Origin of the sequence: Clostridium sp. ZBS15 (assembly GCF_023845705.1) — a bacterium.
Lineage (GTDB): Bacteria > Bacillota > Clostridia > Clostridiales > Clostridiaceae > Clostridium > Clostridium aquiflavi.
This window is the reverse complement of record NZ_JAMQHY010000002.1, coordinates 103136-127168: the sequence shown is the minus strand read 5'-3', so window position 1 is coordinate 127168 and position 24033 is coordinate 103136. Positions and strand designations below refer to the sequence as shown.

16 protein-coding genes and 1 other annotated feature are annotated in these 24033 nt (G+C 26.8%); of the genes, 15 read left to right on the top strand and 1 reads right to left on the bottom strand.

Going from position 1 to position 24033, the window contains the following annotated elements; all coding sequences use genetic code 11:
* Positions 1-125: 125 nt before the first annotated feature.
* The 8 genes from NG904_RS01200 (at position 126) to NG904_RS01165 (ending at position 11064) form a co-directional block, all read left to right on the top strand.
* Entirely contained in the window at positions 126-1475 is a 1350-nt protein-coding gene (locus tag NG904_RS01200; RefSeq protein WP_252229240.1) for a TrkH family potassium uptake protein, read from the top strand.
* 13 nt (positions 1476-1488) lie between these two features.
* Positions 1489-2157, top strand: coding sequence for a potassium channel family protein (locus tag NG904_RS01195; RefSeq protein ID WP_252213204.1), 669 nt, complete (start codon positions 1489-1491; stop codon positions 2155-2157).
* A gap of 43 nt (positions 2158-2200) precedes the next feature.
* A complete protein-coding gene (locus NG904_RS01190; RefSeq protein WP_252229237.1) occupies positions 2201-2980 on the top strand; it encodes a TrmH family RNA methyltransferase in 780 nt (259 codons plus the stop codon).
* Positions 2981-3036: 56 nt separating this feature from the next.
* Positions 3037-3259: a binding site (T-box leader), on the top strand.
* A gap of 52 nt (positions 3260-3311) precedes the next feature.
* Positions 3312-4331, top strand: coding sequence for a phenylalanine--tRNA ligase subunit alpha (gene pheS, locus NG904_RS01185; RefSeq protein WP_252229235.1), 1020 nt, complete (start codon positions 3312-3314; stop codon positions 4329-4331).
* A gap of 34 nt (positions 4332-4365) precedes the next feature.
* On the top strand, positions 4366-6741 hold the full coding sequence (gene pheT / locus NG904_RS01180) for a phenylalanine--tRNA ligase subunit beta (RefSeq protein ID WP_252229233.1): 2376 nt from the start codon (positions 4366-4368) through the stop codon (positions 6739-6741).
* 127 nt (positions 6742-6868) lie between these two features.
* Positions 6869-7786 (top strand): S66 peptidase family protein, encoded by a 918-nt coding sequence (locus tag NG904_RS01175; RefSeq protein ID WP_252213208.1) that lies wholly within the window; start codon positions 6869-6871, stop codon positions 7784-7786.
* Positions 7787-8087: 301 nt separating this feature from the next.
* Positions 8088-9029 (top strand): ComEC/Rec2 family competence protein, encoded by a 942-nt coding sequence (locus NG904_RS01170; RefSeq protein ID WP_252213209.1) that lies wholly within the window; start codon positions 8088-8090, stop codon positions 9027-9029.
* Between the two features lie 340 nt (positions 9030-9369).
* Complete coding sequence (locus NG904_RS01165) at positions 9370-11064, top strand: putative bifunctional diguanylate cyclase/phosphodiesterase (RefSeq protein WP_252213210.1); 1695 nt, start codon at positions 9370-9372, stop codon at positions 11062-11064.
* A 201-nt stretch (positions 11065-11265) separates the two neighbouring features.
* Here the strand turns inward: NG904_RS01165 and NG904_RS01160 are convergent, their stop codons facing one another.
* Positions 11266-12501 carry an MFS transporter gene (locus NG904_RS01160; RefSeq protein ID WP_252229231.1) on the bottom strand — a complete coding sequence of 412 codons (1236 nt, stop codon included), beginning with the start codon at positions 12499-12501 and terminating at the stop codon, positions 11266-11268.
* A 213-nt stretch (positions 12502-12714) separates the two neighbouring features.
* On the opposite strand from NG904_RS01160, the gene NG904_RS01155 reads away from it, so the two are divergent.
* The 7 genes from NG904_RS01155 (at position 12715) to NG904_RS01125 (ending at position 23846) form a co-directional block, all read left to right on the top strand.
* The gene (locus tag NG904_RS01155) at positions 12715-12861 is read left to right on the top strand and encodes a hypothetical protein (protein WP_252213212.1); all 147 of its coding nucleotides are present in this window, start codon (positions 12715-12717) and stop codon (positions 12859-12861) included.
* 303 nt (positions 12862-13164) lie between these two features.
* Positions 13165-14781 carry a cell division protein ZapA gene (gene zapA / locus NG904_RS01150; protein WP_252229228.1) on the top strand — a complete coding sequence of 539 codons (1617 nt, stop codon included), beginning with the start codon at positions 13165-13167 and terminating at the stop codon, positions 14779-14781.
* Positions 14782-14935: 154 nt separating this feature from the next.
* The gene (locus NG904_RS01145) at positions 14936-17281 is read left to right on the top strand and encodes a U32 family peptidase (protein ID WP_252229226.1); all 2346 of its coding nucleotides are present in this window, start codon (positions 14936-14938) and stop codon (positions 17279-17281) included.
* 13 nt (positions 17282-17294) lie between these two features.
* Positions 17295-19652 (top strand): endonuclease MutS2, encoded by a 2358-nt coding sequence (locus NG904_RS01140; RefSeq protein WP_252229224.1) that lies wholly within the window; start codon positions 17295-17297, stop codon positions 19650-19652.
* Between the two features lie 374 nt (positions 19653-20026).
* Positions 20027-20764, top strand: a complete 738-nt coding sequence (locus NG904_RS01135; protein WP_252229222.1) for a 2-thiouracil desulfurase family protein — start codon at positions 20027-20029, stop codon at positions 20762-20764.
* A 166-nt stretch (positions 20765-20930) separates the two neighbouring features.
* On the top strand, positions 20931-22658 hold the full coding sequence (locus tag NG904_RS01130) for a phospho-sugar mutase (protein ID WP_252229220.1): 1728 nt from the start codon (positions 20931-20933) through the stop codon (positions 22656-22658).
* Between the two features lie 99 nt (positions 22659-22757).
* The gene (locus NG904_RS01125; protein WP_252213223.1) at positions 22758-23846 is read left to right on the top strand and encodes a tetratricopeptide repeat protein; all 1089 of its coding nucleotides are present in this window, start codon (positions 22758-22760) and stop codon (positions 23844-23846) included.
* Positions 23847-24033: the final 187 nt, after the last annotated feature.

Genomic DNA, 24033 nt, shown 5'->3' with positions numbered 1-24033 from the left:
TTTATTATATATTGAAAAATATTATAATTTTAAAATTATTTATATATTTTTAGTTTACATAAAATTTATATTAAATAGGTAAAATAAAATGAAGTAATTTTAAATTAACCTTTTGAGGTGAGTATATGGGAAAAGTTCTGACAAAAAAATCAAGACTTAATGCAGTTCAAGTGCTATCTATAGGTTTTGCTATAGTTGTTTTAATAGGAGCACTTATATTAACTTTACCTATTTCTTCTGTCAGCGGTGAAAGTACAAATTTTATAGATGCCATTTTTACATCTACATCAGCAGTATGTGTTACTGGGTTAGTTACATTAGACACAGGAACTCACTGGAGTACTTTTGGTCAAGTTATAATTATAATGTTAATAGAAATTGGTGGAATGGGCTTCATGTCTTTTACTACATTTATTGCAATACTATTAGGAAAAAAGATAACTTTAAGGGATAGATTATTAATGCAGGAAGCCATGAACACTTTCAATATTGAAGGTTTAGTAAGAATGGTTCAATATGTTTTTGCATTAACATTTTCAGTTCAGTTTTTTGGCGCCTTATTATTATCAACTCAGTTCATACCGCAGCTTGGATTTTCAAAGGGATTATTTTATAGTATATTTCATTCTATTTCAGCATTTTGTAATGCAGGGTTTGATTTATTTGGAAATTTTAATAGTTTAACTGGTTATTCTAGTAATATAGTAGTAATATTAAGCATAAGTGCTTTAATAATAATTGGTGGTTTAGGTTTTACAGTATGGCTTGAAATATATAATTATAATAAAAGTTCTAAAAGATTATCTCTTAATTCTAAGGTGGTATTATTAGTTACTATATTTTTAATTATTTTTGGATTTATATGTATATTTTTATTTGAATATAAGAATATACAAACTATAGGTGGGATGTCTTTTAAAGACAAGATATTAAATTCATTTTTTGCATCTGTATCTCCAAGAACAGCAGGATTTAATAGTATTTCTACTGATGATATGACGATGTCTGGTAAATTAATTACTATAATATTAATGTTTATAGGAGGATCATCGGGTTCAACAGCAGGTGGTTTAAAAACTGCTACATTTGGTGTTCTGATTTTAACAGTAATTTCTGTTTTAAAAGGAAGAGAAGATACTGAAGCATTTGAAAAAAGATTTTCAAAAGATTTAGTATATAAAGCATTTACTTTATTTTTTATTGCAATGATGCTTGTGATGATAGTGACAATGATTCTTACCATAGTGGAACCAAATCAATCTTTTATAAATTTACTTTATGAAGCAACTTCAGCTTTTGGTACAGTAGGATTAACTACTGGAGTAACGCAACAATTATCATTTACAGGAAAGATTGTAATAATGCTTACTATGTATTGTGGTAGAGTTGGTCCATTAACTGTAATTTTAGCATTGTTAAATAGAAAGAAAAAAAAGGGATATAGATATCCAGAAGGTAAGATATTGATAGGATAGGAGTGACTTAGTTTTGGTAAACAAACAATTTGTGGTGATTGGGTTAGGTCGATTTGGTGCTTCTGTTGCTAAGACTTTATATGACTTAGGAAATGATGTTTTAGTAATAGATAAAGACGAAGATATAATTCAAGATATTTCTGATAATGTAACTCATGCAGTTCAAATGGATTCTACTGATGAGAATGCATTAAGAACATTAGGACTTAGAAATTTTGATGTTGCAATTGTAACTATAGGATCTAATATACAAGCAAGCATTATGGCAACATTACTTGTTAAAGAATTAGGTGTTAAATATATAATTGCAAAAGCTAATAATAAGATACATTCTAAAGTTTTGTATAAAATTGGTGCTGATAGGGTAATATTACCAGAACAAGATATGGGGGTTAGAGTTGCTCATAATTTAGTTTCTTCTAGTATATTAGATTATATTGAATTATCTTCAGACTACAGTATAATGGAAATTGAAGCTTTAGATGAATGGGATGGAAAAAGTCTAAGGGAAATAAAATTAAGAAGTCAGTATGGAATAAATGTTATGGCAATTAAAGAAGGCGAAGATATAAATATATCACCTTCAGCTGATCACATTGTAAAAGCTAAAGATATAATAGTAGCTATTGGTTCAGCAGAAGATTTAAGTAAACTTGAGGGTATGATAGTAAGATTAAAATAATTGAGGGTATGATAGTAAGATTAAAATAATTGAGGTGTAGACTTTGATTTTTATTGAAAGTAAAGAAAATACTATATATAAAGAAGCTAAAAAACTCAAAGAGAGAAAAAATAGAAATAAAATTAATAAATATGTAATTGAAGGATTTAGACTTGTTAATGAAGCAATAAAAGCAAATTTAGATATAGATTATTTAATATTAACTGAAGTAGGGTATGAAAAATTAGATAATTATATAGATAAAAACAATATAGAAAATAAAAAGGTTTATTGTATTGCTGATAATTTATTTAAAGATTTAACATCAACAGAAAATCCTCAAGGAATAATTGCTATAGTTAAAATGGAGAATAAAAATCTAGATTTTCAAGGGGATTTTTATTTGTTTTGCGATAAAGTACAAGATCCAGGAAATCTAGGAACTATAATAAGAACTGCTCATGCAGCAGGTGTAAATGGAATAATATTATCTAAAGGAACTGTAGACATATATAATGAAAAAACAATAAGATCAACAATGGGATCATCGTTTTATATGCCTATATATTATGATGATGATTTTTCATTAATAAAATCATTGAAAAAAGATGGATTTAAATTAATAGTTACGTCATTAGAAAGTAGTAAAGATTTTTTTAAAGAAGATTTAAAAGGAAAGACTATACTTACAGTTGGCAATGAAGGAAATGGTGTATCTGATGAAGTGTTAGACTTAGCCGATAGAAGAGTTAAAATACCCATGCCAGGTGGAGCAGAATCTTTAAATGTAGCTATAGCGACATCCATTATAATTTATGAAAAAGTAAGACAAAATTTTAATTGAATTTTTAGTATTGAATTTTAATTAGTTTATTTGTATAATTATAGGGAATTAAATAATTATAAACTGTGAATGAGAGAGTAGATATTAGAAAGTTTTTAGGGAGAATAAGTCATAGACTGGAAGCTTATTTAAATGAAATAATGTTGAAGTTCACTCAGGAGTTCTAGCTGTGAAATTAAGTAGTAGCTAGCGGTCAATGCCGTTAAATTTTAAGTTGGATTCTTATAATATTTTTATAAGTTTCAATTAGGGTGGTAACGCGGATAATTCGTCCCTTTTATAGGGGGACGATTTTTTATTGTACATAAAAATGTTTGAAAGGAGAAAAAACATGAAAGAAAAACTTAAAGAATTGCAAGAACTTGCATTAAAGCAAATTGAAAATTCAATGAAAAGTAATGAATTAGAAGAAATTAGAGTTAAGTTCTTAGGAAAAAAAGGGGAACTTACTACAATATTAAGAGGTATGGGGGCATTATCTGCAGAAGAAAGACCTTTAGTAGGAAAGCTAGTTAATGAAGCTAAAGCTAAAGTAGAAGAAAAATTAGAGACAGCAATAAAGAAAATAAAAGATAAAGAGAAAACAGAAAAACTTGCTAGTGAAACTATAGATATTTCACTTCCAGGTAAAAAGAAGGTTATAGGAAAGAGACATCCATTAGAATTAACACTTCAAAATATGGAAGATATATTTGTATCAATGGGATTTACAATTGAAGAAGGTCCAGAAGTTGAATATGATCACTATAATTTTGAAGCATTAAATATACCTAAAAATCATCCGGCTAGAAGTGAACAAGATACATTATATATAAATGATAATATAGTTCTTAGAACTCAAACTTCACCAGTTCAAGTTAGAACTATGGAAAATCAAAAGCCACCAATTAAGATGATTTCACCAGGTAAAGTTTATAGATCAGATTCAGTGGATGCAACACATTCACCTATATTCTATCAAATGGAGGGTTTGGTTATAGATAAAGGAGTTACTTTTGCAGATTTAAAAGGAACTTTAGAATTATTTGCTAAGAAGATGTTTGGCGATAAAGTTCAAACTAAGTTTAGACCACATCACTTCCCATTTACAGAACCATCAGCTGAAATGGATGCAACTTGTTTTGTATGTGGAGGAGAAGGCTGTAGAGTATGTAAAAATAGTGGATGGATAGAACTTTTAGGTTGTGGTATGGTTCATCCAAATGTACTTAGAAATTGTGGAATAGATCCAGAAGTATATAGTGGATTCGCTTTCGGATTTGGTGTTGATAGAATGGTAATGCTTAAGTATGGTATAGATGATATAAGATTACTATACGAAAGTGACATGAGATTCTTAAATCAATTTTAATAAAGAATTTAAAGGTAAATGAGGAGGAAAAAATATGAAAGTACCATTTAGTTGGTTACAAGATTATGTTGATATAAATGTTAGTCCTAAAGAATTAGGAGATAAATTAACTTTAACAGGATCACAATTAGAAGAATTAATAATTCAAGGTGATGTTATAGATAAGGTTGTTACGGGAAAAATTACTGAAATAGAAAAACATCCAGATGCTGACAAACTAAGTATTTGTCAAGTTGATATTGGAACTGAAACTATTCAAATAGTTACAGCTGCAACAAACATGAAAGAGCAAGATGTAGTACCAGTAGCGTTACATGGTTCAACATTAGCAGATGGAACTAAAATTAAAAAAGGTAAGCTTAGAGGTGTACCATCAAATGGTATGTTCTGTTCTGAAGAAGAACTTGGAATTGCAGGAGATGAACCAGTTCATGGATTAATGATATTACCTACTGACACTAAATTAGGTGTTGAACTTAAAGAATTATTAAAGTTAAATAAGGCTATATTAGATTTTGAAATAACTTCTAATAGACCTGATTGTTTAAGTATAGTTGGTATGGCTAGAGAAACAGCAGCTGCACTTAGAACTACTTATAAGATGCCTAATTTAGAGTATAAAGTTTCTGGAAATGGAAATGTAGAATCAGAATTAAATGTTGAAGTTAAAGATGATTTATGTTTAAGATATATGGCTAGAAAAGTTAAAAATGTAAAAGTAAAACCATCACCAGGCTGGATGCAAGAAAGACTTCTTGAAGCAGGAATAAGACCTATAGACAATATAGTTGATATTACAAATTTTGTAATGCTTGAATTAGGTCAACCAATGCATGCTTATGATGCTAGAGAAATATCTACTAATAAGATAGTTGTTGAAAGAGCTGAAAGTGGAGAAAAATTCATTACTTTAGATGAAGTTGAAAGAGAATTAGATGACTCTATGCTTTGCATAAAGGATGACAATAAGATTGTTGGGTTAGCTGGAATAATGGGTGGATTAAATTCAGAAATAAAAGAAGATACAACTGAAGTTATTTTTGAATCTGCAAATTTTGATGGTACTAATATAAGAGTTAACTCTAAGAAGTTAAACTTAAGAAGTGAAGCTTCTGGAAGATTTGAAAAAGATATAGATCCTAACTTAGCTAAACTTGCAATTGATAGAGCATGTGCTTTAATTTGTGAATTAGGTGCTGGCGAAGTTGTAGAAGGTACAATAGATATTTATAATAAAAAGAAAGAAGAAGGAAAAGTAATTGTTGATTCTAACTGGGTTAATAAATTCCTTGGAACAGATCTTTCTAAAGAAGAAATGAAAAAATGTTTAGATAGCGTTGATTTATTTACAGAAATTGATGGAGATAATTTAAATGTAACAGCTCCAACATTTAGAATAGATATTGCTATTAAAGAAGATATAGCAGAAGAAATAGCTAGAATACACGGATATGATGTTATTCCTGCTACAATCTTTAGTGTTGCTACATCAAGAGAACCTAAATACAGAAAGAGATTATTAGATGATAAAGTAGTAATGCTTGCTACAGGAAGTGGATTAAATCAATCTATAAGTTACTCATTTGTATCTCCAAAAGTATTTGATAAAATTAATGTACCAGAAGATAGCGAGCTTAGAAATGTAGTTAGAATAAAAAATCCTTTAGGTGAAGATTATAGTGTAATGAGAACTACAACTATACCTTCAATGATGGAATGTTTAGGAAGAAACTATTCAAGAAATAATGATTATGTTAGACTATTTGAAATGGCTAAGATATACATTAAAAATGAAGATGAAACTAAGATTCCAACTGAAAGAAATATATTAACTATTGGTATGTATGGCGATTGTGATTATTTAGATCTTAAAGGAGCCGTTGAAAATATAGTAGAAGGCTTAGGAATAAAGAATTCTAAGTATGAAAGAGAAAGTGAAAATGTAAGTTATCATCCAGGAAAAACTGCAAAACTTGTTATAGGCAAAAATGTAGTTGGTACTTTAGGTGAAGTTCATTTAGATGTAACTGAAAATTATGGAATTGATGTACCTTGCTTTATTGCAGAACTTAATTTAGATGCATTATATGAAAGTGCTGATATGGATAGAAAGTATAAAGCATTACCTAAATTCCCAGCTGTTACAAGAGATATTGCATTACTTGTAGAAGATAGTATATTAGTTCAAGAAATTGAAGAATGCATAAGAAAAGCTGGCGGAAATTTAGTTGAAAAAGTAGAATTATTCGATATATACAAAGGAAAACAAATTCCTGATGGTAAGAAGAGTATAGCTTATGCTATTTGCTATAGAGCGGATAAAACATTAACAGATAAAGAAGTTAATAAAGTACATGATAAGATATTAAGATCTTTAGAATATAAATTAGGTGCTACTTTAAGAGACTAATTAAATTGAAATTAAAAATGACTGGATTTTATAATTTAAAATCTAGTCATTTTTTTATACTTTAAGGATAAATAAGTTTAAGTTTAAATATATTGATATTAAAGTAATTATAGAGGATGGAAATATATTGAGAAGACCTAAACCATTAAAAAAAGGAGATAAAATAGCTCTTGTAGGATTATCTAGTCCAACAACTGAAGAAAGATTAGAATTATCTATTAAAGCAATGAGAGAATTAGGATTTGAAGTTGTAGTTGGTGAAAGTTGTAAAGCTCATTATGGTTATTTATCTGGAAGTGATGATATGAGAGCTAATGATTTAAATACTATGTTTTCTGATAAATCAATATCTGGAATTTTTGCAATAAGGGGAGGGTATGGATCAACAAGGATTTTAGATAAGCTAGATTATAATATGATAAAAAAGAATGCTAAAGTATTTTCAGGATATAGTGATGTTACAGCTATTCATAATGTAATAAATAAGAGGTGTAATTTTATTACATTTCATGCACCTATGCCAGCAACAGAAATGTATAAGGGACTAGATAAGTACACTGAGTATTATTTTAAAAAGAGTATATTTACATTAAAGCCTTTAGGAAAATTAAGAAATATAGAGAGCACAGAAATTAAAACTTTATTTGAAGGAGAAGCAGAAGGAAGATTAGTTGGAGGAAATCTTTCAGTAATTTGTTCAACACTAGGAACAGATTATGAAATAGATACTAAAGGAAAAATATTATTTTTAGAAGAGATTGATGAATATCCATACAAAATTGATAGAATGATTATGCAATTAAAACAATGCAATAAATTAAAGGATGCAAGTGGGATAATTTTAGGGAAATGGACTGATTGTTTACCACCAAAGGGTAGAGAAAGCTTGTCATTAATGCAAATATTTGAAGAGTTAATAGCATCAGAGGGGAAACCTGCATTATATGATGTTTATTGTGGACATTGTTTACCAACACTTACCCTTCCTTTAGGTGCTAAAATAAAAATTAATGCAGATAATCAAGAGATAAATATATTAGAATAAAGAAATTAAGCAATAAAGTTCAATTACAATGCCCTTTACCTATTGCATATTTAAAATATAGACATAAATAATATGATTTAGATAAAGTTATCAAATAAAGGTCTTTATTTGATAACTTTATTAGTTTATACTATAAATTAGCGAACATATGTTTTGAATGATAGTTTATATTTTAGTAGCGTGTGGACATATCCAATTTTCCTATTGAATATATCAATACATATTTAAAACATAGTCTTAGTTAAAAGCAGTTTAACTAAGAGATGAAAAGAATTTTAATTATTAAGATGGAGGAAATAATTTGAGTAATAATAATGACAAACTAAAAAAAGCTTTTAAAAAGAGTATGAAAAAAAATAAAGGTAATAAAAAGGCGCAATTCATAACAATAATACTTTTTGCTATTATAGGACTTATGAGCTTTGTTTTTGGAAATGATTTTAATTCTAATACCCCAGAAAATTTAGGAAATGTAAGTGGGAACTTAGAAGTTTCTTATTTGGATGTTGGACAAGGTGATGCTGCATATATAAGAGTTAATGATTTTGATATATTAATAGATGCAGGTCCAAGAAGTGAAGCAGATCATTTATTAAAGCAATTAGAAGAAAAAAATATAGATGATTTTGAAATGGTAATTGCGACTCATCCACATGAAGATCATATAGGTGGAATGACAAAAATATTTCAAAAGTATAAAGTAGAAAATTTTTATATGCCTAAAGTTACTCATACAACAAAAACATTTGAAAATATGTTAAATGCAGTTTCAAATGAAGGGATTAAGATTCAAACGATAAAAGAAGGTATGAAATTTGATTTAGGTTCTGGTGCTAAAATAGATGTATATTCTCCAATAAAAGAAAGTTATGAGGAGTTTAATAATTACTCACCTATAATGAAATTAACATTTGGTGATAAAAAGTTAATGTTTACTGGGGATGCAGAAACACTTGTAGAACAAGAAGTTTTGTCTAAATATTCAAAAGATCTTAAAGCAGATGTATTAAAGTTTGGTCATCATGGGTCAAGCACATCTTCAAGTAATGAATTTATACAAGCTGTATCACCACAATATGGGATAATAAGTTGTGGCACAGATAATAGTTATGGTCATCCTCATAAAGAAACCATGAGTAAGATTTCTAAAAATGGAATAGAAACTTATAGAACAGACTTACAAGGTGAAATAACAGTAACATCTAATGGAAAGACTATATCAGTTAAAACAAAAAAGAGTTAAATATAACCATTTTAAGAGAAAAAACAATAAATAATTATAAGTAAAAAATAACAGAAATTATCTTAACCCTAGTAAGTGGTTCTGGTAGGTTCTGTTTTTTTTATTAGTTGCTTTTTAAAATAGAAGTTTTATAAAAATAATACGAATATATAAGTAGATAATTGTTAAATTTGTAATTTACTTAATTGTGGTTTATATATATTCTATTAACAAAAATAGATATTTTTTGACAAATTTATATAAAAGTATTCCATAACATGATATAATATGTTTAAAATTATTATTTTGTTATAAAAGTGTTTATAATTTAAGTTTAATATTCTAGAAAGAAGTGATATAGGTGAAGCATAAGTATAATTCGAAAATTATAAATTTTGAACAAGCTTCCACAATATACAAGTTAATAGATAACAGTACTGATGATTATGTATTTATTTGGGATGTTAATAGCAATGTATTTAAAATATCATCATCTATTTTATGTGATTTTGATTTAGATGGTACAACAACTAGTGACATAGAAGAATATTGGTCTAAAATTATATATAATGATGATAAAGATATATTTTTGCATGGAATAAATAAAATAAAATCAGGACTTTCAAATATTAATATTTTTCAATGCCGTCTTGTAAATAAAAAAGGTGAAGTGATATGGATTTCTTTTCGTGGAAGTTTATTAAAAGATGAAAATGAAAACGCTATAATTGTATTTGGACATATAACTGATATGAATAAAGATACAAAAATAGATTTTATAACAGGAGTGCTAAATAGAAGTAAATTTCAAGAAGATATGATGAATTTTCTTGATAATAAATCTGAAATTGTTTCTGCAGTTATAGTTATGGGAATTGATAATTTTAAAAACATAAATGAGAAACATGGTTATTTATTTGGTGACATGGTTATTAGAGATGTGGCTCAAAAAATCACTTTAATGCTACCTAAGAATATGAATATATATAGAATTGATGGAGATAAATTTGCAATTTTTTATAAGGACGCAAATTATAAAAAAGTAGAAGTATTATTTAATAACATTAAGGACTATATGAATGTACAACATGAAATTGATGATAAAAAATATTTTTGCACTTTATCATGTGGAGTAGCATTATATCCTAATGATGCACTTTCATGTATGGAACTATTTCAAAGGGCTAATAGTGCCATGGAATTTGCCAAAATAAGTGGAAAAAATAGATTAGAATTTTTTTCAGAAGAATTATATAATAAGAAAATACGTTTCCTAACACTTCAAGAGCAATTAAGAGAAAGTATAAGAAATAATTTTGATGGATTTGAATTGTATTATCAACCACAAGTTAAGGCGTCTAATCATGAATTAAAGGGTGCAGAAGCACTACTTAGATGGAATTCACCTGAACTAGGAGAAATATCTCCTTTAGAATTTATTCCGTTTTTAGAAGAGAGTGGTTTAATTGTAAAGGTTGGTAAATGGGTTATTAGGGAAGCATTAAAAATGTGTATGAATTGGCAAAGTATAATCGAAGATTTTAAAATGAGCATAAATGTTTCATATATTCAATTAAAGGAAGATAATTTTAATGTGTATTTAGATGAATGTATAAAAGAATTCGGAATAAATAAAAATTCTGTTATACTAGAATTAACAGAAAGTTGTTGGGCACCAGATTTTAAATTTTTAATTAAAAAATTTGCTGATTTTGAGGAATATGGCATAAATATGGCTATAGATGATTTTGGAACAGGATATTCTTCATTAAATTATCTTAGAAATTTACCAGTAAATATTGTAAAGATAGATCGTTCTTTTGTAAGACATCTTACGGAAAAAAGTTATAATTTTACATTTATAGAGTATGTAATAAAACTTATGCATAGCATTAATATTAAAGTATGTATTGAAGGTATTGAAACTGTAGAAGAATTTGAAATTATAAATAAAGTAAACCCAGATTATATTCAAGGATATCTATTTGGAAAACCTGAGAGCACAGACATGTTTTATCGAAAGTTTATAGATGCTAAAGAACAATTATTAGTATAAGTTTAGAATATATATTGAAATCTACTAATTTGTATTATTTAAAAGGCAGACAACAAAAATTAATATATTGATACAATAGAAATAATAAATCTAGAAGATATAAAAATGTACAAGTTTAAAAATTCAATTAGTGCATATATATACATATATTTAAAACAGAGATATTTTTAAAAATTAAGAAGTAGTAAGAATACAGTATTACTACTTCTTATTATATGAAGATATATTAATATAATTAAGAAGATACATTAACATTCCACCTATTCCAACGATTAAGCTAACAATTAACCAAGCCTGTCTTATTCCAACTACAGAAATCATTCTACCCATGATTATTGGTCCAATACCATTACCAGTTCCATATAGTAAAGGCAAAATTGAATTTATTCTTCCTCTATGGGAAGAAGGGCTTAAATTAGCTATAAAAGTTTGAGCATTTGTAGCAATTGATATTTCGCCTATAGTCATTATAGCAACAATAATAAAAAATGAAAAAATATTAGAGGCAAAGCTACAAAGGCCAAAGGCCAATGAATACAGAAGTCCTCCAACTGAAATGATAGAAAGTATTCTATATTTCTTTGTTAGAACTGTTATTATTGGAGTAAATAAAATTACAATTAACCCATTTAAACTACTCAAAACCCCAAAGTATCTAGCACCATTAGTGCTAAATATATCATTTAATTGTATTGGTACTGCAAATCCCCACTGAGAATAAGCAAAATTAAATGTTAACATTAGTAAGGAATAGTAAATTAAAATAGGTCGTTTAACAAGTACTTTAAATACTGAACAATGCTGAGATTTTTCTAGAGAATTTATATTTTCTTGAATTGAGTTAGGTTTAATATCCTTTATAAAACATCCTATTAATATAAGATAAATAAATGTGGTAATACCATCACCTATAAAAATTAAATTTAAATAATTATTAAAAAGCAAGCCACCTAATAGTGGTCCTATTGCAAATCCTAAATTCAATCCTATATATATAAGTGAAAAAGAAGTTTTTCTATTTTCAGGAGTTGTAATATCTGAAACTAGTGCATCATAAGCAGGCAAAGATACCGATGAAAAACAAGATGCTAATAGTATAAAGTTAGTTAATGTATTAGATAAAGGTAAAAAACCACAAATTATAAATGTACAAGCTGACAATCCTTGAAAAACAAGTATTACTTTTTTTCTTCCTATAGAGTCAACTAGTTTACCTCCTATTAATACACAGGGGGCTTGAAGAATAGCTAAAAAGGTTACAAATTCACCAGCTTGGCTTATAGATAGACCTATTTTTTGAATAAGTATTAGTGATAACAATGGATAAATAAAAGATCCTATGCAATTTATTATTTTACCTAGAAAAAGTATATAAATTTCTTTAGGGAGTCCTGAATATGGGGAAAATATAAGTATCAATTTATTTTTTAATTTCATCTTAAATCTCCTTTTATTAATATTTAAAACAGAGCTAAATATAAAAATAATTATTAAATTATACCCTTAAATACTAAAAAATTCAATTTATTTCAAATAAATGAATTTGAAATTTGTGAATTGATAAAAAAATATAAATATTATTTATAATATTTATATTTTTACACAAACTTATAAGTGTATAAATTTATTTTTGAAAGGAGAAAATGTATCATGGAAAAATTTGGAGAAGAAATAAAAGATACTGCTAGAAAAATGAAGACAGAAATAAAAGAAACTGCAAGGGAAATAAAAGGTAAGATGACAGAACAAGGTGAAATTATAAAGGAACATGCTAATAATTTAAAACATAAGTTATAATGTTTTGTATTAAATAAAGATTATAAGAACCAAGAAGTGAATTATTTGAATTTATCTCTTGGTTCTTATAATTTTTATATAGCATAAATATTACTAATATTAAAAACTCAGAATTTAGTATCAATTATTCGACTACAAAAATTATTAAATTTTAATGTTAGATATAAAGAGACTTTTAATATTAAAAAAAGTAAGAAAAAAGTAAATATTTTTATATCATAAGTATGTATCAATATAATTGTGTTATGAGTGAATATAGAATATAATTAAACAATGAGAAAGAAATTTTAAGAGGTGTAATTTATGATTAAGGTAACAGTTAATATAAATGGTATGGATTACAACTTAAAAGGTGATAAAAATGAACAATACTTAGTTGATTTAGCTGATTTTGTTGATAGTAAAGTAAAAGAGATAATGAGTAAAAATTCTAGATTAAGCACGAGTGCTGCAACAGTACTTGCGGCAGTAAATATAGCAGATGAACTTTACGAATGTGATTCTAATTTAAGAAATGCCATTAATAAGAAGAAAAATATAGAAACTGAAAAAAGTGAATTGATTCAAAAAGTAGACAAGTTAAATGAAGATTTAAAAACAACATTAGTAGAGAAAACAAAACTTCAAGAACAATTAGTAAATGGTGAGCAATCTTTAAAAGAAAAATATTTAGAAATAGAAGAGACACTTACTAATTTAAAAGAAGAGGCAACTAATCTAGAAAAAGAAAAGGGCCTATTATTAGAGAAGAATAATAAGTTGGAAAATAATTTAAAAGAAATTAGTAATTTAAATGAAGTATTAAACAAAGAAGTTGTAGAAATAAAAGAGAAAAATAAGTTCCTTTATAAAAAAGTAGATGAATCTAAAGGAAAAGAAGTAGAGTTAAGAAATAAATTACAAGTTTCAAGTGGAAATATTAAAGAATTAGAAAATAAAGTTTCTTTTTTAGAAAACAAATGTACTAACTTAGGTAAAAAGTTTGATGATTTAAATACTTTAAATACAGAAAATTCATTAGAACTTGAAAGAATGATTAAAGTTAGAGCTAGTTTAGAAGAAGAAAATTCTATCTTGATTGAAAAAAGTAAGTCTTTAGAAGACAATTGCTTAACTTTACAAAGTAAGATAGAAGAATTAACATTATTAATATCAAATGAAAAGAGCAATAAACGAGTTCTTCAAGAAGAATATACTAAATGTAAAGAAGAGCTTGAAAATATCAGTGATCTTTATTATGAAACTGATAAAGAAGTTACAATTTTCAAACAAAAAATTGAAGAAGTCAATAGAGAAAATGAAAAATTAAATTCTAAAATAAACATGGAAATAAAAAATAAAAAAGTATTAGAAGATAATATTCAAAAATTAAATAATAATATTAATTCAATAAATAATGAAAAAAATAAAATAAAACAAGAGAATTTAAAAGTAAATGAGGAACTTACAAGCTTAAGGGATAAGTATTCTAAGTTAATTGTCAATGAAGATAATAGTAAAAAGACAATAAATATAAAACATAAAGAAATAGAAGAATTAAGAGATGATTTAAGCAATAAAGATAAATCATTAATAGATATAAAAAATATCTTAGAGTGCAAAGAAAAGTCATTAGAAAAATTAAAAGATAACTTAGATGAAAAAGAGAAAAACTTAGAGGTATTAAAAAATACTTTAAGTAAAAAGGATGCTTCTGTAGTAGAATTAGAAAATAAAGTTGAAGAATTAAATAAGCATAAGAGTAAACTTATGGAAAGAAGCAAAACTGTAAATAATAATCTTAGAACATCGAAGTATAAAGTTATGGAATTAAAGGATAAACTATTAAATGTAGAAATAGAATTAGCAGCGCTAAAAAGTCAACAATTTTTAAATAGTAAAACAAAAAAAGTTATAGCTCCACTTTCACATAAAAAGTAGGATAATATAATAGAATTATAACAATTTTAAAAACTGCTATTTTTAATAGCAGTTTTTAAAGGTTTTTAAGAATAATAAAGTAAGATATTTTGTTTTAATACAGAATTATTATCTATAAAAAACAAGGTTGATTAAAACACTCAGGAGGAAGTTAATGAAAAAAATAGAATTATTAGCACCGGCAGGTAGTATGGAAAGTCTAGTAGCAGCTATAAATAGAGGGGCTGATGCTATTTATTTAGGTGGAAATAAGTTTTCAGCAAGAGCATATGCATCAAATTTTGATAATGAAATGATGATGAAGGCAGTAGATTATGCACATAGCTATGGGGCTCGGGTATATGTTACTATAAATACTTTATTAAAAGAAAATGAAATAAAAGAAGCTCTAAAATATGCAGGATATCTTTATGATATAGGGGTAGATGCTTTAATTATACAAGATACAGGGCTTATTAATTTAATACAAAAAACATATACAGATTTTGAATTACATGCATCAACTCAAATGACAGTACATAATGGTGAAGGGGCAATGTATTTTACTGAAAGAGGATTATCTAGAATAGTTTTATCTAGAGAACTTTCTTTAAATGAAATTAAATACATATCAAAAGATTTAGGAATAGAAACAGAAATATTTGTACATGGAGCACTTTGTGTATGCTATTCAGGTCAATGTTTAATGAGTTCTATGATAGGTGGAAGAAGTGGGAATAGAGGAAGATGTGCTCAACCTTGTAGAATGGAATATACAATAAAAGGTGAAAATACTGCACCTAAAAAGGCGTATTTACTTAGCCCAAAAGATATGTGTTTAATTGATGATGTAGAAGAATTAATAAAAAGTGGAACATCATCTTTAAAAGTAGAAGGGCGAATGAAGAGACCTGAGTATGTATCAGGTGTAGTAGATACATATAGAAGAGCAATTGATAAGGTTATTGATAAACAAAAATTTGATTTAAAAAAGGGAAGAACTCAATTAGCACAGTTATTTAATAGAGAAGGATTTTCTAAAGCATATTTATATAAAAATACAGGAAAAGATATGATGAGTTATAATTTCCCTAAAAACACTGGTATTCCTATAGGTAAAGCTGTTGATAAAAATGAAATTATATTAGATGGAAATATAAGCCTTGGAGATGGAATAAGATACAGGGATGAAGGATTTGTATTAGGTAAAATATTACTTAATGGTAAAGAAGTAAAGGAAGCTTTTAAAGGTGATAAAGTTAAATTAACACCTAGTGGCTATAAAAAAGGTGATTTAATATACAGAATGTCTGATAAAAAATTATATGATGAATTAAAGGACTATGTAAAGCCATATAAAAGAAAAATATTATTACAAGGTGAATTAGAATTTAAAGTTGGATTTCCTTTAAAACTTAAAACTAAATTTAATGGAAAAGAATATGAAGTTTTAGGTGATACAGTTGAGGTAGCGGAAAGATCACCATTAGATATAAAAAGAGTAGAAGAATGTTTGATGAAATCTGGAGAAATACCATATAAGTTTGAAAAAGTATTATTTAATGTTTTTGAAGATGGATTTATAAGAATATCTTCCTTAAACAATTTAAGAAGAGAGTTATTTGAAAAGATATTAAAAGAAGAAACATCTTCTTATAGACGAAGAAGATTTAAAAGTGATATTATAGAGAAAAATTTAAAGATTGGTAAAAAACTAGGTTATATTTATAGCTGTATAAATAAAGAACAATTAAAAGCTTTATTAGAAGATGATTCTGTTAAAAATATAGCATTAGATATATCATATACTAAGCATAAGGGTGCATTAAATATAAGCGATTTTAAGAATGTAGAAAATAAAAACTTATATTTTATGACTCCTAATATAATAAAAGAAGAATTTAAAAATGTAGTTAAACAAATAGATGAAGTTATTCCATATATAAAAGGATTAATAACTTCAAATGTAGGAATACTTAATTTATATAAAGATAAATTATTTATAATAGGTGATTATAAATTAAATCTGTTTAATAAGGAAGCTTTAGATTTTTATAGGAAAGATATTGAGATTCCAACATTAAGCTTAGAATTAAACAGAAAAGAAATTAAAGAAATAATGAAAAGTGTTAATTATAATGTTGCAGTTGGTGTTTATGGAAAAACAGAATTAATGGTTAGTGAGTACTGTCCAATAGGAAGTACATTTGGAAATAAATCTACTTCTAAAGAGTGTAATGGAGTTTGTATGAGAGATGAATTCACATTAGTAGATAGAAAAAATGAAACATTTAAAGTATTAGGTGATAATAGCTGTAGAAGTCATATATTAAATTCACTTGCTTTAAATTTAATAGAAGAAATTGAAGAGTTAAAAACATTTAATATATCTACGTTTAGATTTGACTTTAAAGATGAAACTTATAATGAAGTTAAAGTGATATTAGAAGAAGTGAAAAAACTTAAAAAAAGTGAAAATAGAATCTATACTAAAGGTCATTATAAACGTGGTGTAGAATAGAGGGGAACTATAAATGAACAAGAGATCTTTAAGAGTTTTAGAATTTAATAAAGTAAAGGAAATACTTAAAAAGTATGCATATAGCAGTTCTGCTAAGAAATTAGTAGATGAACTTGTACCTTATGACAATACATATGAAATAAACAATGGATTAGAAGAATCTAATGAGGCACTTGAAATATTAATGAAGAAGGGTAATCCTCCAATAGAAGGTCTTTGTGATATAGGAGATATACTTCAAAGAGCGAAAAAAGGAGGTACATTAACGCCAGAACAATTATTAAAGGTATTAGGAATGCTTACAGCAACTAGAAGAATGCAGGAATTTTTTAAAAGAGAAGAACAAGAAGTATCTTTTCCTAAGTTAGAAGATTTAGCGTATATATTAGCACCTATTAATGACTTGGAAAAAGAAATTGAGAGATCTATTTTATCAGAAGATGAAGTTAGTGATAATGCTAGCACTACTTTATATAATATAAGAAGAAGTTTAAAAGAAAAGAATTCTTCAGTAAGAGAAAAAATAAATTCAATAGTTAGAAGTAATTCAAAGTATTTACAAGACTCTTTATATACAATAAGAGGTGATAGATATGTAATTCCAGTAAAGGCTGAATATAAGAGTTCAGTGCCAGGGCTTGTACATGATCAAAGTTCAACAGGAGCTACTCTTTTTATAGAACCTATGGGGTTAGTTAATTTAAATAATGAAATAAAAGAACTTATGTTAAAAGAAAAGGCTGAAATAGATAGGATACTTTCAGCATTGTCATTAAAAGTAAAAATGAATGCAGAACACTGCGAGAGTAATTTTAAAATACTTACTAATTTAGATTTTATTTTTTCAAAGGGTAAATATGCATGTGAATTAAATGCAATAAAACCTATGGTAAGGGAAGATGGGATATTTAACATAATGTCTGGGAGACATCCTTTAATTGAAAAAGATAAAGTTGTACCTTTAGATGTAAATTTAGGTGATGAATTTGATACTTTAATGATAACTGGACCTAATACAGGGGGTAAAACTGTTACATTAAAAACAGTGGGATTGCTTCATATAATGGCACTTAGTGGACTGCTTATACCTGCAAGTTCTAATTCATCAGTATCATTCTTTAAGGAAGTATTTGCTGATATAGGAGATGAGCAAAGTATTGAGCAGAGTTTATCAACTTTCTCATCTCATTTAACTAATATAGTAAATATCATGGAATATGATAATAGACAATCACTTATTCTATTTGATGAATTGGGTGGAGGAACTGATCCAGCAGAAGGTGCAGCACTTGCAATAGCTATTATAGAAAATTTAAGTAGTAAAGGTGCAAAATTAATAGCAACAACTCACTATAGTGAATTAAAGGCATATGCATTAAATAAAGAGAGAGTTGAAAATGCATCTGTAGAGTTTGATATTAATACATTAAGACCTACATATAGATTGTTAATTGGAGTTCCAGGAAAATCCAATGCATTTGAGATTTCTATAAGAATAGGACTTGGAAAAGAAGTTATAGATTGTGCAAAAAATTATATGTCTAAAGAAAATTTAGAGTTTGAAGGTTTAATAAGAAATCTTCAAGAAAAGAGTATTATAGCTAAAAAAGATGCAAGAGATGCAAAAGTCATTAAAGATCAAGCGGAAGAATTAAAGAATAAATATGAACAAAAGCTTGAAAGACTTGAAAAAGTTAAAGATAAGGCTTATATGGAAGCAAGAGAAGAGGCTAAAAAGATAGTATCTAATGCAAAAGACGAAGCAGATGATATATTAAAAGCTATGAGAGAACTTGAAAAACTTGGTATTTCAAGTGGTGGAAGACAAAGACTAGAAGAAGAACGTAAAAAACTTAAAGATAGTTTAGAAGAAAAAGAAAAGAATTTATATAAAATGAAAGAAAATGATGGTGAAGTACTTGAAAAAGTAACATTAGGTATGGAAGCGTTTTTGCCATCTTTCAATCAAAATGTGATAGTGATTTCTATGCCTGATAATAAAGGGGAAGTACAAGTTGAAGCTGGGATTATGAAAATTTCAGTTAAGTTAAAGGATCTTAGAAAAACTAAACAATCTAAAGTTGAAAAGGTAAAGAAAAAGAGAGAATTAAAATTACATTTTAGTAAAGTTGAAAATCGTATAGATTTAAGAGGATTAGATGCAGAAGAAGCTTGTTATAGAGTAGATAAGTATTTAGATGATGCTTATATGGGCAATCTTGGAGAAGTAACAATAGTTCATGGAAAAGGTACTGGAATTCTTAGAAAAGCAATAAATGACATGCTTAAGAGACATATACATGTTAAAAATTATAGATTAGGTGGATATGGTGAAGGTGGAGATGGTGCAACAATAGTTGAACTAAAATAAGATGATGTTTTGAAATATTGATCTTTTGTATAAAGCTCGTGGACAGAGAAATTTGCTTTAAGAACTCTAAAATAAAGATTAGTCCAATTAATGCATGCTCCCAATGAAACATTGTACTGTGTGAAAGTTCGTGTTTCCAAATATGAAATTTGGACACTTACTTTTGACAAGCAATTAATTGTAAGGCTAAAAGGAAACTCAACTCAAGTACATTCGCTGAGTAAGTAAGAGTAGCAAAATATAAAATTTTGACTCTTACTTAAGAGTTCTAGAAAAGTAAATTTCAATGCCACTTCGCCTTTATAACAAAAGATCAACATATTTAAAATAGGGTAGAATAAGAAATAAATATGAAGAAATTTTGAGGTGAGTGCATGTATATTATAAGTGCATGTTTATGTGGAGTTAACTGTAAATATAGTGGGGAAAATAATTTAAATGAAAAGTGTGTTGAGTTATTTAGAAGAGGAAAAGCTATTTTGGTATGTCCTGAACAACTTGGAGGATTAAGTACTCCTAGAACTTCAGTAGAATTAAAAGATTCTGCTCAGGATATACTAGAAGGGCATGGAAGAGCAATTACAAAAGATGGCATAGATGTTACAAATCAATTTGTAAAAGGTGCATATGAAACATTAAAGATAGCTAAAGAAGTGAATGCTACAAAGGCTATTTTAAAAGAAAAAAGTCCATCGTGTGGTGTTAGTAAAGTATATGATGGAAGCTTTCAAGGAAACAAAATAGATGGAATGGGAATTACTGCATACTTATTGCAAAAAGAAGGAATAGAAGTATTTTCTGAAGAAGATATAGAACCTAATAATGAAAAATTAATATATTTAAATGAATATTTTGAAAACAAATTAAAAAGAAAAAAAATTTTAAACTTAGAGGAAGATGATTTTGATTATAATTATGATGAGTCATTGGATTTGACAGAATGTTTAGATGAATTTTCTGATTTGCCAAGTCGAGTTAAGGATAATGTAAAAAGACTAATAATATCTTTAGCAGAAGATCTTATGGGATTTACTGAAATAGATGAAATATCAGAAGCTACAGGGCTAACAATAGATGAAATTAAAACTATAAAGAATGAACATGAAAAATAAAATATGTTAGTAATTGGAAAAATTTATTGCTAAATACTATAAAATATTAAAAAAACTATTTTTTATTATGGATAAGTATTGTATAATAATAGAAGTATTAAGTAAAATTTTGTTAAGTTAGTATAAATGTTTAACAAAGGATTTATACAAATGGGAGGGAACATATATGGATTATAAAGAAAAATATAACTCATGGCTTAATTCTGAGAGTATAAATGAAGAAACAAAGAATGAATTAAAAGCTATATGTGATGAAAAAGAAATAGAAGATAGATTTTATAAAGATTTAGAGTTTGGTACAGGTGGATTAAGAGGTGTAATTGGTGCAGGAAGCAACAGAATGAATGTATATAGTGTTTCAAAAGCCACTCAAGGTTTTGCTAATTACTTAAATGAAAACTTTAACAAACCAGCAGTTGCAATTGCATACGATTCTAGAAATATGTCAAAGGAATTTGCTAAGGCAGCAGCACTTACATTATGCGCTAACAATGTAAAAGTATACTTATATGAAAGTTTAAGACCAACACCAGTGTTATCTTTTGCTACAAGAGAATTAAAATGTAGTGGTGGAATAGTTGTAACCGCTTCACATAATCCAAAACAATATAATGGATATAAGGTTTATGATGAATTTGGAGGACAAGTTACAGATGATAAAGCTAACAAAATAATAACTTGTGTTAACCAAATTGAAGATTTTTCACAAATTAAAATTATAGATGAAAAAGATGCTTTAGAAAAAGGTTTACTTGAATATGTAGGTGAAGAATTAGATAAAGTTTATATGGAAAAAGTAAAATCTTTAACTATTAGAAAAGAATTAGTTAGTGAAAAAGCTAATACTTTAAATGTTATATATACTCCAATTCATGGATCAGGTAATGTTCCAGTTAGAAGAGTATTAAAAGAATTAGGATATACAAATGTAGAAGTTGTAAAAGAACAAGAAGCTCCAGATGGAAACTTTCCAACAGCATCTTATCCTAATCCAGAAAATCCAGATGTATTTAAATTAGCTTTAAATATGGCACAAAGCACAAATCCAGATATCATATTTGGAACAGATCCTGATTGTGATAGAATTGGTGTTGTTGTAAAAGACAGCAAAGGTGAATACAAAGTTTTAACTGGTAACCAAACTGGATTATTATTAACTCATTATATGTTAAGTTCATTAAAAGAAACGAATAAGTTACCTGAAAATGGAGTAGTTATTAAGACAATAGTAACTACAGAAGGTGCTAAAGCAATTGCTGATGATTTTAATATAGAAATATTAGATGTACTAACTGGATTTAAATATATAGGAGAAAAGATAAGAGAATTTAAAGAATCAGGAGAACATACTTACTTATTTGGATTTGAAGAAAGTTATGGATATCTTGCAGGAGACTTTGTTCGTGATAAAGATGCAGTAATAGCTTCAATGTTAATATGTGAAATGTGTTTATATTATAAAGAACATGGAAAGAGTTTATATGATGCTTTAATAGAATTATATGAAAAATATGGATACTTTAAAGAAACCCTTGTATCTTTAGAATTAGCAGGAAAAGAAGGTCAAGAAAAAATAGCTTCTTGTATAGATGCTATGAGAAATAGTAAAGTAAGTGAAATTAATAATGTAAAAGTAGTCAGAAAATTAGATTATAAATTAAGTATGGATGAAGATGTAGAAAACGGAAGTAAGGTAGCAATTGATTTACCAAAATCAAATGTATTAAAATTTATACTTGAAGATGATTCTTATTTTGTAGTGAGACCGTCAGGAACTGAACCCAAAATGAAAGTTTATTTATCTATTAAGGGAAATAGCTTGACTGATGCTGAAAAGCAAATATTAGAATTCAAAGAAAATGTCATGAAATTAATTAATGAAAAATTAAACTAAATTAATTCTACAAATAAGCTGTTTTAAGTGATATAATAATCATTTGAGACAGCTTTTGTTCTTAAATACTATCAAGATAAAATTAGGTGGTGTAACATAATGGATTATAAAACAATGTTGAAGGAAAAATTAAGTAAGATATTATTTTTAGAAATGGATATAGAGGGATTTAAAAAGACTGTAAATATTCCGGAATATGTGACATTTAAAAATAAAGATTTATATATGCCTATAAGTTCAGAATATATAACATCTAATGTTAATGATGAAATAAAAATGAAGAACTTACCTATATATTATTTTATTGAAGGAATGTTTATATGTTTTGCATGTGATGAAAAATTAAGATTTAATGATGATTATGGAATCATTTTAACTTATATTGCTAATGCCGAAGAATCTATAAAAAGTCTTATAGCTAATAGAATTAAAGAAGAAAGATTAGAAGAAGCTTATATATTATTAAAAGGATTATATATATATAATAGAGAAGAAGAGGTTTTTAAAAATCTATTATTGACAGGGGAAGCCTTGAGAGAAAAGGATTCTAAATTCAAATCAATACTATTACAAGATATTGAAGAAGGAAAGATAAAGTTTAAAAATATGCCAGAACCTTACTTGTATAATGCACTTATATTAAGAGATGATGGAGACTTTATAAATGCTAAAGAAGAAATTAATAGCTACCTAAATAAAGGCGGAGTAAAGAGCGGAGAGATAGATCAAATAATCAACGATATTAACAATGTAAGTCAATATGAAAAAGCAATAGAGCTTTTAAATGAAAAGCCAGAAAAAGCAATAGAAATGTTATTGCCATTAGTTGACCAATTTGAAACAAATCCACTTTTATATTATTACTTAGCAGTTGGATATAGAAATTTAGAAAACTATGAAAAAGCTATATACTACTTAAATCAAAGTTTAAGTATTGAATCAGGTATATTAGAAGTAGTTAATGAACTTGGTATAAATTATGCTTGTCTTGGTAATTATGAAGAAGCAATAAAATACTTTAAAAAGGCTTTTGAAGCATCAAGAGATGTTGAAATTTGTACTAACATAATAATGTGTTATATGAATTTAGGCGATAATGAACAAGCAAAACTTCATTTAGAAATTGCTAAAAAATTAAAACCTGAAGATGAAATTGTAAGTCAATTAGAAAAAGCTTTAACTAAATAGTTAAGTTTGGTTTTAAAAGAAAGTTTATAATTTTAGTATAAAGCTCGTAGACAGGGAAATTTCCTTTAAGAACGCTATTTTTAAATAAAGGGTTTTATTTCAGCACTATCAAAATAGCATTAGATATTTTGTTAGTGCTTTTTATATATAGGAAAAGATATTTTAACATGTGTTGATATATGCATAA

Coding starts and splice junctions, on each gene's coding strand:
- pheT (WP_252229233.1), top strand. CDS start 4,366: ATGAAAGTACCATTTAGTTGGTTACAAGATTATGTTGATATAAATGTT.
- NG904_RS01200 (WP_252229240.1), top strand. CDS start 126: ATGGGAAAAGTTCTGACAAAAAAATCAAGACTTAATGCAGTTCAAGTG.
- NG904_RS01140 (WP_252229224.1), top strand. CDS start 17,295: ATGAACAAGAGATCTTTAAGAGTTTTAGAATTTAATAAAGTAAAGGAA.
- NG904_RS01135 (WP_252229222.1), top strand. CDS start 20,027: ATGTATATTATAAGTGCATGTTTATGTGGAGTTAACTGTAAATATAGT.
- NG904_RS01125 (WP_252213223.1), top strand. CDS start 22,758: ATGGATTATAAAACAATGTTGAAGGAAAAATTAAGTAAGATATTATTT.
- pheS (WP_252229235.1), top strand. CDS start 3,312: ATGAAAGAAAAACTTAAAGAATTGCAAGAACTTGCATTAAAGCAAATT.
- NG904_RS01130 (WP_252229220.1), top strand. CDS start 20,931: ATGGATTATAAAGAAAAATATAACTCATGGCTTAATTCTGAGAGTATA.
- NG904_RS01160 (WP_252229231.1), bottom strand. CDS start 12,501: ATGAAATTAAAAAATAAATTGATACTTATATTTTCCCCATATTCAGGA.
- NG904_RS01145 (WP_252229226.1), top strand. CDS start 14,936: ATGAAAAAAATAGAATTATTAGCACCGGCAGGTAGTATGGAAAGTCTA.
- zapA (WP_252229228.1), top strand. CDS start 13,165: ATGATTAAGGTAACAGTTAATATAAATGGTATGGATTACAACTTAAAA.
- NG904_RS01155 (WP_252213212.1), top strand. CDS start 12,715: ATGGAAAAATTTGGAGAAGAAATAAAAGATACTGCTAGAAAAATGAAG.